Annotated in this window: 10 protein-coding genes; 1 reads left to right on the top strand and 9 read right to left on the bottom strand. The window is 62.2% G+C overall.

The annotated features are described in order from the left end of the window. Positions 1–21 precede the first annotated feature (21 nt). The 3 genes from AB4037_RS11260 to AB4037_RS11270 all read right to left on the bottom strand — a co-directional run bounded on the left by AB4037_RS11260 (position 22) and on the right by AB4037_RS11270 (position 3812). Positions 22–1101: an extracellular solute-binding protein gene (locus AB4037_RS11260; RefSeq protein ID WP_441771576.1), complete on the bottom strand. Its 1080-nt coding sequence runs from the start codon at positions 1099–1101 to the stop codon at positions 22–24. Positions 1102–1230: 129 nt separating this feature from the next. Continuing rightward, positions 1231–2712, bottom strand: coding sequence for an aldehyde dehydrogenase family protein (locus tag AB4037_RS11265; RefSeq protein WP_441771577.1), 1482 nt, complete (start codon positions 2710–2712; stop codon positions 1231–1233). After that, entirely contained in the window at positions 2709–3812 is a 1104-nt protein-coding gene (locus tag AB4037_RS11270; protein ID WP_434959928.1) for a mandelate racemase/muconate lactonizing enzyme family protein, read from the bottom strand. Before AB4037_RS11270 ends, AB4037_RS11265 begins: the two co-directional genes overlap by 4 nt. Before the next feature lie 375 nt (positions 3813–4187). On the opposite strand from AB4037_RS11270, the gene pdxR reads away from it, so the two are divergent. Beyond that, complete coding sequence (gene pdxR / locus AB4037_RS11275) at positions 4188–5681, top strand: MocR-like pyridoxine biosynthesis transcription factor PdxR (RefSeq protein WP_441771578.1); 1494 nt, start codon at positions 4188–4190, stop codon at positions 5679–5681. Positions 5682–5708: 27 nt separating this feature from the next. On the opposite strand, the gene AB4037_RS11280 is transcribed toward pdxR, so the two are convergent. The 6 genes from AB4037_RS11280 to AB4037_RS11305 form a co-directional block, all read right to left on the bottom strand. After that, entirely contained in the window at positions 5709–7325 is a 1617-nt protein-coding gene (locus tag AB4037_RS11280; protein WP_441771579.1) for a GMC family oxidoreductase, read from the bottom strand. Positions 7326–8061: 736 nt separating this feature from the next. Beyond that, complete coding sequence (locus tag AB4037_RS11285) at positions 8062–8706, bottom strand: LuxR C-terminal-related transcriptional regulator (RefSeq protein WP_434961309.1); 645 nt, start codon at positions 8704–8706, stop codon at positions 8062–8064. Between the two features lie 472 nt (positions 8707–9178). Continuing rightward, complete coding sequence (locus AB4037_RS11290; RefSeq protein WP_434959931.1) at positions 9179–10006, bottom strand: alpha/beta hydrolase; 828 nt, start codon at positions 10004–10006, stop codon at positions 9179–9181. Positions 10007–10085: 79 nt separating this feature from the next. After that, positions 10086–10538 carry a cupin domain-containing protein gene (locus tag AB4037_RS11295; protein WP_441771580.1) on the bottom strand — a complete coding sequence of 151 codons (453 nt, stop codon included), beginning with the start codon at positions 10536–10538 and terminating at the stop codon, positions 10086–10088. A 62-nt stretch (positions 10539–10600) separates the two neighbouring features. After that, positions 10601–11764: an aminotransferase class V-fold PLP-dependent enzyme gene (locus AB4037_RS11300; RefSeq protein ID WP_441771581.1), complete on the bottom strand. Its 1164-nt coding sequence runs from the start codon at positions 11762–11764 to the stop codon at positions 10601–10603. Between the two features lie 223 nt (positions 11765–11987). Next, positions 11988–12959 (bottom strand): 2-hydroxyacid dehydrogenase, encoded by a 972-nt coding sequence (locus AB4037_RS11305; protein ID WP_441771582.1) that lies wholly within the window; start codon positions 12957–12959, stop codon positions 11988–11990. Positions 12960–13109 lie beyond the last annotated feature (150 nt).

Below are 13109 nucleotides of genomic sequence, written 5' to 3' on the forward strand. Positions count from 1 at the left end.
CCTCTTCATTGTGGGTGCGTCTCAGTTGGAGGCGGCCGCCTTGATGCGTTCCAGCGCCTTGCCTTCCAGATCCTCGAGCCCCGCCGGGATATTGGCGAAGAACTTGAGATTGGCCAGCGCCTTGTCGTCAAAGGCCACCTTCACGGCTGCCTTCTTGTCATCCGGCAGGAGATCGACACCGCCCTTGACCGCCGAGATCGCGCCTGTCGAGTCCGACATCAGCTTGACGATGTCGGGACGCAGGACGAAGTTGATCCACTTATAGGCGGCTTCATCAGCCTTGCCCTTGCGCGGAATGGCAAAGGTGTCGATCCAGGCCAGGGCCCCAGTCTGCGGCGGCACATAGACCAGGTTCTTGTTCTGGCTGTAGAGCTTGAAGGCGGTCGAATCCCAGGCTTCCGACGCAACCACCTCGCCCGACAGCAACAGCGTCGACAGATCGTCGCCACCATTCCAGTAGGTCTTCACATTGCTCTTGCAGGCGATCATCTTCTCGGTCACCTCATCCAGCATCTTCTGGTAGGCGGCCTTGTCGCCATAGAGCGCGAACGGATCCTTGCCGAGCGAAAAGGCCATGCCGAGCAGGATGGTGCGCCTCAGCCGCATCGACGTCCGCCCCTTGTACTGCGGATCGCAGAGGTCGCCCCAGCCCTTGATGCCGGCAGCTTTCGAGGCGTCGACCACCAGGCCGGAAGTGCCCCATTGATGGGGAACGGCATAGACCTTGCCGTCGATCGTGGCGTTGGTCTTCACCGCTTCGAGCAGATTGTCCTGCATAGCGGCGGTATCGATCTTCGACAGATCGAGAGGCTTGTAGATGTTATATTCCTGCTGCGCCGCAAAGATGCGATCATGGCTCGGCTGGGCAAGGTCGAAACCGGCCCCGCCGGTCGCGCGCAGCTTGGCGATGATTTCCTCATTGTTGGAAAGCGTCACCTCGACATCAATGTCGGGATATTCCTTCTCGAACAGCTGGATGACATTGTCGGGCGCATAGCCGCCCCATGTCAGAATTCGAAGGGTTTCGGCGCTGGCAATGTTCGAAACGACCATGGCGGCGGTGGCGCCGACAAGCGCGGCGATAAGTTTCTTCAAGATCACAACTCCCTCCAGATTTGTCAGCGGCCGATCGACCCGTCAGCCTGCCTCCTGGCACGACTATGAAAGGCTTGGCTGCGGCGCATAAGGTCCACTCTCGATCAATGATGAGGCCGCTTGCTGGAAAGGCGATCAGATCCGAAGCGTCACGGTCTTGGTCCTGGTATAGGCGGAGAGCGCAAGCAGGCCTTTTTCCCGGCCGATACCCGATCGGCGGTTGCCGCCGAAAGGCGTTTCGATGCCGCCTGCGAAATACTCGTTGACGAACACCTGGCCGGCATCGACATCGCGGGCGATGCGATGCGCCTTGGCCAGATCGCGGGTAAACAGGCCGGCAACCAGTGCATATTGGGTACAATTGGCCGCTGCGATGGCCTGCTCGACGCCATCGACGACCTGCACAGCCAGCACCGGCCCGAAGATCTCCTCCTGGACGATGGGATCGTCCCAGTCTGCGCCGTCCACGATGGTCGGCTCGAAGAACCAGCCCTTGCCGGTCGCCGGATCCACGGTCACCTTGCCGCCGGTGACGATCTCGAGCCCTCTTGCCTTGGCTCCCTCGACATAGGAGGCCACCTTGCCCAGATGCTCAGCCGAATTGAGCGCACCGAAATCGACCCCCTCGGTCAGGCCGTGGCCGATCCTGAGGCGACGGGCGCGTTCGACGAGCCTTTCGATGAACTGGGCATGGATCGAGCGCTCGATGACCAGCCGTGAACCGGCCGAGCAGATCTGCCCGGCATTCTCGAAGATCGCGCCGACGACATTGTCGAGCGCCAGATCGATATCGGCGTCGGCCAGGACGATATTGGGCGACTTGCCACCGAGCTCGAGCGTGACGGAGGCGATGTTCTGGGCTGCCGCCTTCATCACATTAATGCCAGTGACGGTCGAGCCGGTAAAGGTGACGTGCCTGATATCAGGATGCGAAACCAGCGGGGCGCCAGCCGCGATGCCGGTGCCGGTCACGACGTTGCAGGCCCCATCGGGCAGTCCAGCCAGGACCAGGATCTCGGCCAGCAGCAGCGCCGTCATCGGCGTCTGTTCCGCCGGCTTCACCACGGCGGTGCAGCCAGCGGCCAGGGCCGGCGCGATCGAGCGGCAGGTGGTCGACAGCGGGTAGTTCCAGGGCACGATATGCGCGGTGACGCCGACCGGCTCCTCGATCGAATAGGAGGTGTAGTTCGGCCCGAGCGGATAGGCCTTGCCCTCATGCTTGTCGGCGGCGCCGGCATAATATTCGAAGGCCCGCGCCGAGCCGCGCACGTCGCCGCGGGCTTCGGCGAGGGTCTTGCCGCTGTCCAGCACTTCGGCAACAGCCAGGCGCTCGATGTTCTCGCGGATCAGCTCTGCCGCACGCATCAGCACACGCCCGCGCTCGGCCGGCGTCGCCCTGCCCCATTCGCCATGCTGGGCCTGCCTGGCGGAGGAAACCGCTTCGGCGACGTCCTCGGCCGTTCCGGCAGCAAATCGCGCATGCGGCTCCGCTCGCCCGGGATCGAAGGTCTCTATCGCCTGTCCGGAGGCCGACTGGCGCCAACCGCCATGAACGAAGTGCTGGGACGGCAGCGGTTCGAGTTCCGCCGCAACAGTTGCGAATGCGTTGGTCATCATGCCACCTCGCTGACCTGGTAGCTCGATCGGGCAAGCCATTCGGGATCGATTTCCACGCCCCAGCCCGGTTCGTTCGAAACCGTGACCATGCCATCCTCGACCGCATAGGGCGATTTGACGAAAAGTCCTTCCTGCCAGGGATAGTAGTCCGGCCCCTCGATCGAAAACTCCAGATATTTGCCCGCCCCCTCGATGGCACGCAGCAAATGCATGGTGAACAGCGTCACCAGCCCGAGATTGGCGCTATGGGGCGTCACCGGCAATCCTGCGGCTCTCGCCATGGCGCAGACGCGCAGGGTGCGGCTGATGCCGCCGAGATAGAGGATATCGGGTTGCACGACATCGACGGCCCGCATCTCGATCATGTGCCGCCAGGTCGGGATCTCGCAATCCTGCTCGCCGCCGGTCACGGCGATGTCGAGCGCGTCAGTGACTTCCTTGGTCTGCTCGAGCTCCCAATAGAGGCAGGGTTCCTCGAAATGCTCGATGCCATTGTCCCTGAGCAGGGACCCGACTTCGATCGCCCGCTTGGGCGAGAAGCCGCTGTTGGCGTCGACCAGCAGGGACACCTTGTCGCCGAGCGCCTTGCGGATGGTCGGAACGATCTCCTCGGTACGTCCCGGCCATTCGTCGACGTCATGGCCATATTCGGCGGCGATGCGGAACTTGAAGGCGTCGAAGCCGAATTGGTCCCGCAGGCGCTTGAAACGTTCGGCTTCCGCGGCCGGGGTGATGTCGCGTTTCATCGAGGAGGCATAGGCACGCAATTTCCCCGGTGTCCCACCGAGCAGGCTGACGACGGGCAATCCGGCCGCCTTTCCGCGCAGGTCCCAGATCGCAGTGTCCAATCCGCCAAGGGCCCGCTTCATGTAGGAGCCAGGAAATTTGTGCTCGCGCTCGATCACCCTGTCGGTCAGCGCATCGATATCGTCGAAGTCGACGCCGAGCACATAGGGAGCAACCTGCCGGTGCAATACGGTCGAGGTGATGTCGGAATGATAGGTCGAAACCTGGCCGAGCCCTTGGGTTCCGTCCTCGGCCGTGATGCGGACGAAGCCGACATATTGGGTGGAGAATGTCTCGATGCGTTTGATCTTCAAGTCCGCTCTTCCTGAAAATGCCAGCCAATGCGATCGAGACTGACCTATCAAACCGGTCCGTGGGTCATAAGGTCCACTTTCGAAAAACCTGAAAGCCGGTTATGGCGGATCGGTGAACCAAATGTTCACCGGGGCCGAAGCGAAACCGCTAGAGCCTGTGCTTAAGCGTTTTGCGATTAGGCGGAATCACCTCGAATCGCAAAGACGCTCTAGCCAATCCTTTAGATTGGCTTGGAAACAAAGAGTTAGAGTAAACAAGCGTTCACGCTTGAACGCATTTTGCTCTAGGAAGCCGTAAGAAAAAGCGAGCGCGGCTGCCGGCATTTGTCGCGGTGTGCCGCGGCCTTGCGCTCCAACCGTCGGGAAATATGGTCAATGGTCAAGCGGTCTTCGGGCGAATTGCTGTTTTCGATCGCCGTCGACCGTTCTCTGGACAAATCCATCACCACCCAAGTCTATCATGCGATACGCCAGCTGATTGCGGCGAGCCATCTGCCCGCCGGCAAGCGACTGCCGTCGAGCCGCACGCTGGCAAGGGAGTTGGGGATCTCGCGCACCACCGCGATGACGGTGTTCGAACGCCTGACCTCGGAGGGGCTGATCGTTTCGCGAACTGGGTCGGGCTCCTATGTTTCGGAGCTTGCCGAAACCAGAAAGCCGGAACAGGCCCTGGTGGTGCATTCTCCTGGCGCCGTCTCCGCCAAGCTCGCCGACATCATTGCCGATGCCTCGCCGCGCTTCTTCCAGAGACTGTCCCATCCGCATCACATACGCGCCTTTGTGACAGGCCTGCCGGATTATGCGGCATTTCCGATGGCGGTCTGGGCCCGCCTGACCGCCAAGCATTGGCGCGAGCCCCGCGAAGAGGTGATGGGTTATTCCGACGCCAACGGCCATCCGCGCCTGCGCCTGGCGATTGCCGAGCACCTCCGCGCCAATCGCGGCCTTTCCTGTGACGTCGACCAGATCTTCATCGTCAACGGCGCCCAGCAGGCCTTCGACCTGATCGGCCGCGTCCTGCTCAATCCGGGCGACCATGTCTGGTTCGAAAATCCCGGCGCCATCGGCGCCCGCAACAGCCTGGTTGCCTGCGGCGCCTCGATCGTGCCCGTTCCCGTCGACCAGGAAGGGCTCTCCGTGGAGGCGGGGCTCACTCTGGCGCCCGACTTCCGCCTTGCCTTCGTCACCCCGTCGCACCAGCATCCCACGGGGGCGGAGATGAGCCTCGCACGACGAGCGCAATTGCTGGCGGCAGCTAACCAGAACAATGCCTGGATCATCGAAGACGATTATGATGGCGAGTTTCGCTACGATGGCCGCCCCCTCCCCACCCTGAAAAGCGGCGATACCGGCGAACGCGTCATCTATGTCGGGACGTTTTCCAAAACGATGTTTCCGGCATTGCGTCTGGGCTTCTACATCGTGCCCAAACCGTTGGTGCCGATCTTCCAGCGCATCTGCGGCGCGTTCCTGCAAGGCGTGCCCTCGAGCATCCAGGCGGTTCTGGCCGCCTTCATCGACGAAGGCCATTTTGCCACCCATCTGCGCCGCATGCGGGAGATCTATGCCGGTCGCCATGCCGTCTTCCACGAAGCGGCCGAAAGATATCTCAGAGGGCTGTTACACACGAACCGCTCGGTTGCCGGATTTCACGCGGTCGGTCGCTTTGCAGCCCCGTTCATGAATGACGAGACTGTCGCGGCGGACGCAGACACAGCCGGTCTCCAGGTCTCCCCCATCAGCCGGTTCTGCCTCGACCAGGCGCATATCCATCGCGGGCTGGTGCTCGGCGTGAGCGCCATCGACGAGCGCACCATACGCAAGGGCGTGGAGACGCTCGCCGGCGTCCTGGCAAAGCAGCGCCCCTGAGCATTTTTAAGTTCCCGGGAAGATGCCTTAGCCATTGTCCCGGAGAATCATTCCCGCCGCCTTTTCGGCCACCATCATGGTCGGCGCATTGATATTGCCCGAGGTGACATTCGGGAAAATGGAAGCGTCGACCACACGCAGCCCCTGCAACCCATGCACACGCAAGCGATCGTCCACGACATTGGTTCCGTCGTCCGGCCCCATGCGGCAGGTGCAGGAGGCGTGAAAGACGCTGCCTGAGCGGGCGCGAATATCCGCGACCAGATCAGCTTCGTTGCGGATGTTCGGGCCAGGCTTCATCTCATCGAGGATGACGGCGCGCATGGCGGGCTGTTCGGCAATCGTCCGGATGAGGCGCACGCCTGCCAGCATCTCCTCGATATCGCCGGCCGTCGACAGATAGTTCGGCTCGATGACAGGCGCAGCCATTGGGTCGGGCGACCCGATGGCAATTGAGCCACGACTCTCGGGCCTGCAGGGCTGGACCCCGATGAAGAAGCCGGGAAACGGATCAGGCAAGGTCAATCGCCGCACGCCCGGCGTCGGCTTGCTGTAGCTGACTGGCGAAAAGTAGAGCTGCATGTCCACCCGCCTGGCATCGGGCCTGGATTTGACGAAACCGCCAGCCTGGTTGACGCTGAGCGATAGCGGTCCGTCGCGAAACAGAAGGTAGCGTGCGCCGAGCATCGCCCTGCCCCACCACGGACGCAGCAGGGAATTGAGCGTTGGCTTGCGCGAGCGATAGAGATAGTCGATGCCGAGGTGATCCTGCAGGTTCTGCCCGACCGCGGCGATGTCCTTCACGACAGCCTTGTCGAATTTCCTGAGCAGGTCCCCAGGGCCGACCCCCGAATGCTGCAGCAGGATGGGCGAGTGCACCGCGCCGGCCGCCAGGATGATCTCGCGCCGGGCCTGAACGGCATGCTTTTGTCCGTCGCACTGATATTCGACCCCGCTCGCCTGCAGGCCGTCGAACAGGATGCGGGTGGCAAAGGCGCCGGTGACGATCTTCAGTTTGGAGCGCCTGGCAACCGGATGCAGGAATGCCGTTGCGGATGACGCACGAAAGCCCTTCCTGGTGGTGATCTGGTAGACCGAGACACCTTCCTGGTTCAGGCCGTTATAGTCCGGTGTCCGGGCAAAGCCGGCCTGCTCCGCGGCCTGAAGCCAATCCTGGCAAAGCGGGTGCACGGATGGCGTCATGTCCGTGACATCAAGTTCGCCCGATCCACCGCGCCAGGCATCGCCTCCCCGTTCGAACGTCTCGATCGATTTGAAATGGGGCAGGACATCGTCCCAGCCCCATCCGGGATTGCCGGCGCTTTTCCAATCCTCGAAATCGTTTCGCTGGCCGCGGACATAGACCATGGCGTTGATGGAAGACGAGCCGCCCAGAACCTTTCCGCGCGGCCAATAGCTCGTGCGTCCCGCCAGGGCTTCCTGCGGCCGGGTCTCGAACTTCCAGTTCACCTTCGGATTGTAGAAGCTGTGGCCATAGCCGATCGGCATGCGGATCATGAACCGTTGATCGCTTCCGCCAGCCTCCAGGAGCAACACGCTGAATTCACCCGTGGCGGTCAGACGATTGGCAAGCAGGCAACCGGCAGATCCTGCCCCGACAACAATGAAATCGAAATCCGCCACGCACCGTCTCCCAGAGCGTCTTGCGATTAGACGGAATCACCCAGAATCGCAAAGACGCGTCGAAACAAAGAGTTAGAGCAAACAAGCGTTCAGTTGTGAACGTGCTTTGCTCAAGACCTCACGAGCGGGTTTTTACATGGTGTCACCGGGCGGGGCAGGAGCCATTGCCACAATAGGGTAGAGCCATTGCCGCGGCTTCTTTCATGCGGGCGAGCGAAGGAGGCCCCGAGGTGCAAGCTCCCGAGGGCGCGCATGGAAATGCGATAGCTGACTGGGCAGCGCCTCTTCATCGAAGGCCTTGAACCGCCCTCATCCGGATGCCCGCGCGATCTTGCGGGCTCCTTTGGGCGAGATCGACAGCGAGCCACGATGGATGTTTCGATCGTCCATTCTCGATGTGATGCACAGCCCGGGCTTCAACAGCACATCTGAACTGGACAGAAGCAAATAATGGCTCTGCGAGGCCGCGATGGCCCTTGAGCAAAACCCCTTAGCGGCGTTCGCGCAGGCATTCGATCCATTCCGGCCCCATGACGAAGCGAACAATGCCCGCCCCCGCCACGAGCCCAGCAAGGGGTAGAACCAGAAAGGGCCAAAGTTCGATGGTCATTACGTCGCTCTCCTCACACGGGCGGCCTTCTGCCCTGCCGGCATGACAGGCCGATGACGCGAGCCCTTGCGATCGCAGTCGAGCATGCGGAACTGGGACCCCAGCGAGCCAAGCGCCGCCCTCGCTTCAGGAATTGGCTTGCGGCCCTCTGCTCTTCTCGGTGGCGTAGAGCGCGACCGCCATGGCGCGATTGCGCACCTCGAGCTTGTCGTAGAGATTTTTGAGGTGATATTTGACCGTGTTTTCCGAGATCCCCGTGCGTGCGGCGATCTGCAGATTGGTCCAGCCATCCGCCAGCACGGCAAGCAGTTCGCGCTCGCGGGTCGTCAGGCGCGAGAGTGGCGTGTCATTGATCTTCGACACGTCCAGATAAGGGATGCAGATCCGGCCATGGGCGACCGCCACCAGCGTGTCGAACAAGATGGCGGGATCGTCGAACTGATAGCAATAGCCTTGCACACCCAGGCGCACGCATTGCTTGAGAATGGCGACGTCGTGGTCGTTCGAGAACATGACGACACGCACATGCAAGCTGCGCTGACGCAGTTCTTCCAGCACCTCGGCGCCGTTCATGTCGGAGAGCTTCCAGCCAAGGACGGCCACGTCGAATTTTGGCTCGGCCGCAGCCGCGAGAAAAGCCTCACCGGACTGCATGCTGCCGACCAGCTCGAAGCGCACATCATTCTTGATCATGTCGCCGAGGGCAGCCACCACCAGTGGGTTGCGCTCGGCGATCAGCACCCTGAACAGGCCTTCCGGAGCTCCCCGCATCCTATCGACCTCGATGCCCTGACGCTGGCGTTTCCCCTCGGCGTTCATATGCCCCCCGATTTGCGGCGCGCGCCACCTCTGATCCGACGTCTTCTGTTTTGGGCCTTCTGTGTTTCGGGGCGTTTCAAGCCACGACGACGATCCAGTTCCTTCCGCCTCTCATATTCATACAGTGAAACATTTTTTCATTCCAGTTCATTCTTCGATTTCAGGGTGCCGGAGCCGTTTCATTCCCCCATTGGTTGTCCGCAATGAACCAATCTTTGTCCGCAAATCGCAACATAGTTTGTCCTTAGACAAAAAATCCGCTCCGAGGGCGTCGTATCGTTTTCGCGACCGCCGGTCGGTCAAGGACGGAATTCATCCCCCGGATCTGATTGCATCGCGTTGCATCCGATCGGTCTTTCTTCGGCCTTGCCGCCACGCGTCGCTTCGGCGCCTGGGTGCGCAACTGCAGGCCGGGCCGCGCGTTTCATAGGGAAAACAGGGCGCGTGTCATCGCGTGGTCGGGGTCCGCCAACCCATCCAGGATGTTGAAATGGTGGCGGTCCGGTTCTTCGACGACGTCCGTCTCGACGCCGAGTCCCCGCCAGATATTGCCGAGCAGCGCGTTCTGCCGGAGGAATTCGGACGTTTCCCGCGCACCGGCCCAGCAGATCAGCCGGCTTCCGGGCAATGGCTCGAGCAAGGCCGGGCTCTCGCTTTTCGCCTCGGTCATGTCGATCTTCAGCGTCGCATTGCGCGCGATATTCATCAGCGGCCGAAGATCGTGCAGGCCGGATACAGAGAGCGTCCCAGCGATCCGGCCATGCAACTCGTCCGGGAGGGGCGTCGTCTGGCTGATCATGCGCGTCACCAGTTGGCCGCCGGCGGAATGACCGACCAGACGGATCGGTCCGGGGACGATGCTGGCGGCAGCGCCGATGGCCTGACCGATAAACCTCGTAATGTCGGAGATGCGCACATTCGGAGCAAGCGGGTAGCTGGGTATCGCCACCGCATATCCGTGCGCCAGCGGTCCCCCTGCAAGATGCGACCAGAAGCTCTTGTCGAGTGCCATCCAAAATCCGCCATGGACGAAGACGACCAGGCCCGCCGGGCTCCCTTTCGGATAGAACAGGTCGAGGCGTTGGCGGAGATCGCTGCCATAGGTGAGCTCCAGCCGTGCACGGTCGTCAGCAACCAGCGCGTCGCGAGCCACCCGGGCTGGCTCCACCCAGGCGTTCGGCCACGCTTCGCTCTTGGGGATGTTCGCGGCGTTGTCGTAGGCCCAGGTCCAGTCGACCACCCGGTATTGCATCTCTCTCTCGCTTTCAGGCCCGCACCCGGACAGCGGGCACTTGCGACACCCCGCTCCTGCTTTCCGGAATGGCCAACGCTCAGTCGTTGGCCTCTGGAGGCAGGAAGTCGACGTCGTGTTCAGCGGAAGCGCGTATGACCGCTTCGACATCGGACATGTTGTGCAAAGTCTTGAACAGGTCACGCAGCCGGCCGGCAGGAGACACCCAGAAAAGCGCTCGAGCGGGCTGGTCCGACTTGTTGAAATAGCCATGCGGGATGCCGCGGGGCAGGCGCACCAGGTCGCCGGATTTCGCCGTCAGCCATTTTCCGTCGAGTTTCAGCTCCAGTTGGCCTTCCAGCAGAAAGATGAATTCCTCCTGTGTCGGGTGGACATGGACCGGCACGAATTGGCCGGGTTCGGAATTCGTCTCGAAGGCGAAGGCCGACCCGCAATCGGCCTTCGGAAAATACCGCTGGCCAAGAATGTTCCATTCGACCTGCTCATACCCCTCGCCGTGCGGCGTGATGCCGCCATCCAATTCCATCGTCATGACGATCCCTCCCCTCTTGTCTCATTGTTTGCAGGAAAAGCTTGCGCTGCTCGGCTTTGCAACTACCGCACGTTCGCCGTGCCCACGACCTCGCCCAGAGCCCGTTCGAGATTGCCCACCGTGCGGTCGATATCAGCGAGCTTGTCGAGGCCGAAAAGGCCGATACGGAAGGTCTGGAAGTCAGCGGGCTCATCGCACATCAGCGGTACCCCGGCTGCCGCCTGCACGCCGACGGCAACGAACTTGGCACCGGACTTGATGCCAGGATCGTCGGTGTAGCAGACGACGACGCCAGGTGCCCCGAAACCCGACGCGGCAACACTGGCAAAACCGCGTTGGGCGAAGAGCTGCCGCACCCGAGCGCCGAGTTCGAGCTGGGCCGCCTTCACCTTTTCGAAGCCTCTCGCCTCGGTTTCCAGCACAGTGTCGCGGAAGCCGCGCAGAGCATCGGTCGGCAAGGTGGCATGGTAGGCATGGCCACCCTTCTCATAGGCTTCCATGATCTCCAGCCACTTCTTGAGGTCGCAGGCGAAGGAAGAGCTGGTGCTGGCCTTCACCTCGGCTTTGGCGGCTTCGCTCAGCATGACGATGCCGCTGCAGGGAGAAGCGCTCCACCCCTTCTGTGGCGCCGAGATCAGCACGTCGACGCCGACCGCTTTCATATCGACCCAGACACAGCCAGAAGCGATGCAATCGAGGACAAAAAGCGCCCCGACCTTGTGAGCCGCGTCAGCAATTGCCTTCATGTACCCGTCGGGAAGCATGATGCCGGAGGCGGTTTCCACATGCGGCGCGAAGACGAGATTCGGACGCTCGGCCTCGATGACGGCCACGGCCTCCTCGATCGGCACGGGCTGGAAGGGTTGCTGGCGTGCCCCAGATTCCGATTGCGTCTGCCGCGCCTTCAGCACGACGCTCTCGGCAGGGATGGCGCCCATATCGAATATCTGCGTCCAGCGATAGGAGAACCAGCCATTGCGGATGACCAGCACCTTCTTGCCGTGGGCGAGCTGGCGCGCGACCGCCTCCATCGCATAGGTGCCACCACCGGGCACCAGGGCCACGCCCCCACCTTCTTCCGTGTTGTAGACCCGGCGCAATGTTTGCGAGATGTCCCGCATCACACCCTGGAAGACCTGCGACATGTGGTTGAGCGCGCGATCGGTGAACACGACCGAATATTCGAGGAGACCATCGGGGTCCACGGTCGGCAGCAGGGCAGTCATCATCCATTTCCTTTTGGCGCAATGTGCATCCGGATGGCGAGACACTACAGCAATTGGGCCAGCCGCCAAGCATGCTCGAACGAAGGAATCGGCGGTTCTTCGGGGACATCGATCGCTTGCTGCGATCAATCAGGCCAAAACGAAAATTCCCGGCTCGCGAGAGCCGGGAATACCAATGCCGTTCGTCAAACCGCAGGCCGCGCTTTTCCTAAAACTCCCTGCTTCAGGCAACCTTGTCGAGTACCGCCCTGCCATCGAAAAAGGCGGTGAGATTGTCGACTGCCCGCATGCCCATCGCGACCCGGGTTTCCTCCGTGGCGCTGCCCAGATGCGGCAGCAGAACTACATTTTCCAGGCGCATCAGCGCGGCAGGAACGGCCGGTTCGCCGTCATAGACGTCGAGGCCCGCGCCCGCGATCGTCCCGCTTTCGAGCGCGTCGACCAGGGCCTGCTGGTCGACGACGTCGCCGCGCGCGGTGTTGATCAGGAAGGCGCTCGGCTTCATCGCCCGCAACCGGGCCGCATTGATGAGATGCCGGTTCTCGGCGCCGCCGGGGCAATGCAGGGAGACGAAATCCGCCTCGGCCAGCACCTCCTCGACGCTTGCCAGCTGCCGTGCGCCCATGGCGCTGACAGCCTCGTCGTCGACTTTCGAGCGGTTGTAGAAGACGACCTTCATGTCGAAACCGAAATGGGCGCGCCTGGCCGCTGCCTTGCCGATCCGGCCCATACCGATGATGCCGATCGTCTTGCCGCTCACCTTGGCGCCGATCATGTGGGTAGGGCACCAGCCCGTCCATTGGCCGGCGCGCAATTGGCGCTCCCCCTCCCCGGCCCGGCGCGCCACGGCGAGCAGCAGGCTGAGGGCGATGTCGGCGGTGCAGTCGGTAAGCACGCCCGGCGTATTGGTCACGGTCACGCCGCGGGCGCGCGCCACGTCGATGTCGATATGGCTGAAGCCGACTCCGAAATTGGCCAGGAGCCTGGTGCGCACGTCCACCTCGGGAAAGACCGAAGCGGGCAGCCTGTCGCTGACCGTGGGCAGCACGGCATCGAACTGGCCAAGCGCATCGCTCAATTGCGATGGGCTCAGCGGCGTGTCGTCCCGATTGAACGTCGTGTCGAACCTATCGGCCAGAATCCGTTCGACCGAGGCGGGCCAACGCCGCGTCACGAGTATCCGAGGTTTCATCACGCTTCCCCCTTACGACACCCTCGATTCGACGAGGATGGGCGGCGCAGAGCAATTAATAAGCCAGCAAAGTATAATCAGACCTCACCCTGCTCGCCATGACGGCCTCGAAGCGGCCCGCAATCGAAACAAGATGGCACCGGGGCACGCGCG

Origin of the sequence: Labrys sp. KB_33_2 (assembly GCF_052114505.1) — a bacterium.
Lineage (GTDB): Bacteria > Pseudomonadota > Alphaproteobacteria > Rhizobiales > Labraceae > Labrys.

Coding starts and splice junctions, on each gene's coding strand:
- AB4037_RS11265 (WP_441771577.1), bottom strand. CDS start 2,712: ATGATGACCAACGCATTCGCAACTGTTGCGGCGGAACTCGAACCGCTG.
- pdxR (WP_441771578.1), top strand. CDS start 4,188: ATGGTCAAGCGGTCTTCGGGCGAATTGCTGTTTTCGATCGCCGTCGAC.
- AB4037_RS11285 (WP_434961309.1), bottom strand. CDS start 8,706: ATGCGGGGAGCTCCGGAAGGCCTGTTCAGGGTGCTGATCGCCGAGCGC.
- AB4037_RS11290 (WP_434959931.1), bottom strand. CDS start 10,006: ATGCAATACCGGGTGGTCGACTGGACCTGGGCCTACGACAACGCCGCG.
- AB4037_RS11295 (WP_441771580.1), bottom strand. CDS start 10,538: ATGACGATGGAATTGGATGGCGGCATCACGCCGCACGGCGAGGGGTAT.
- AB4037_RS11300 (WP_441771581.1), bottom strand. CDS start 11,764: ATGACTGCCCTGCTGCCGACCGTGGACCCCGATGGTCTCCTCGAATAT.